The 272-nt window shown below is 60.3% G+C and carries 1 protein-coding gene; it reads right to left on the bottom strand.

All coding sequences use genetic code 11. From position 1 onward, the window contains the following. Positions 1–272 (bottom strand): acetate--CoA ligase family protein (locus SB751_RS30565; protein WP_410749093.1); only part of this gene is annotated, 272 nt, incomplete at both ends.

Raw genomic sequence — 272 nt, 5'->3', positions numbered from 1 at the left:
GCGACAGCGCGGCAATTGCCTCGGCCAGCGCTTCTCTGTCGCCACGTGGCTTGCCTCGATATCCATCCAGTACTTTCAATGGAGCAAGCTCGGAGATCATTTCTCGCGCCTCAGCCACCGAAACCGGGGCCAAGCGCAACACCCGCTGTTCGCTCAATTCAGCGAGAATGCCGCCCATAGCAACCGTCACGACGGGGCCCACTTCCCGGTCTCGCAGAAATCCCACCAGTACTTCGGCAACCACGCCCCTCACCATCGGCTGAATCTGGATA

The sequence above is a fragment of the Cupriavidus sp. SIMBA_020 genome, assembly GCF_046535395.1.
Lineage (GTDB): Bacteria > Pseudomonadota > Gammaproteobacteria > Burkholderiales > Burkholderiaceae > Cupriavidus > Cupriavidus campinensis.
Note: the sequence above shows the minus strand (reverse complement) of the source record. Positions and strands in the feature narration are given on the sequence as shown.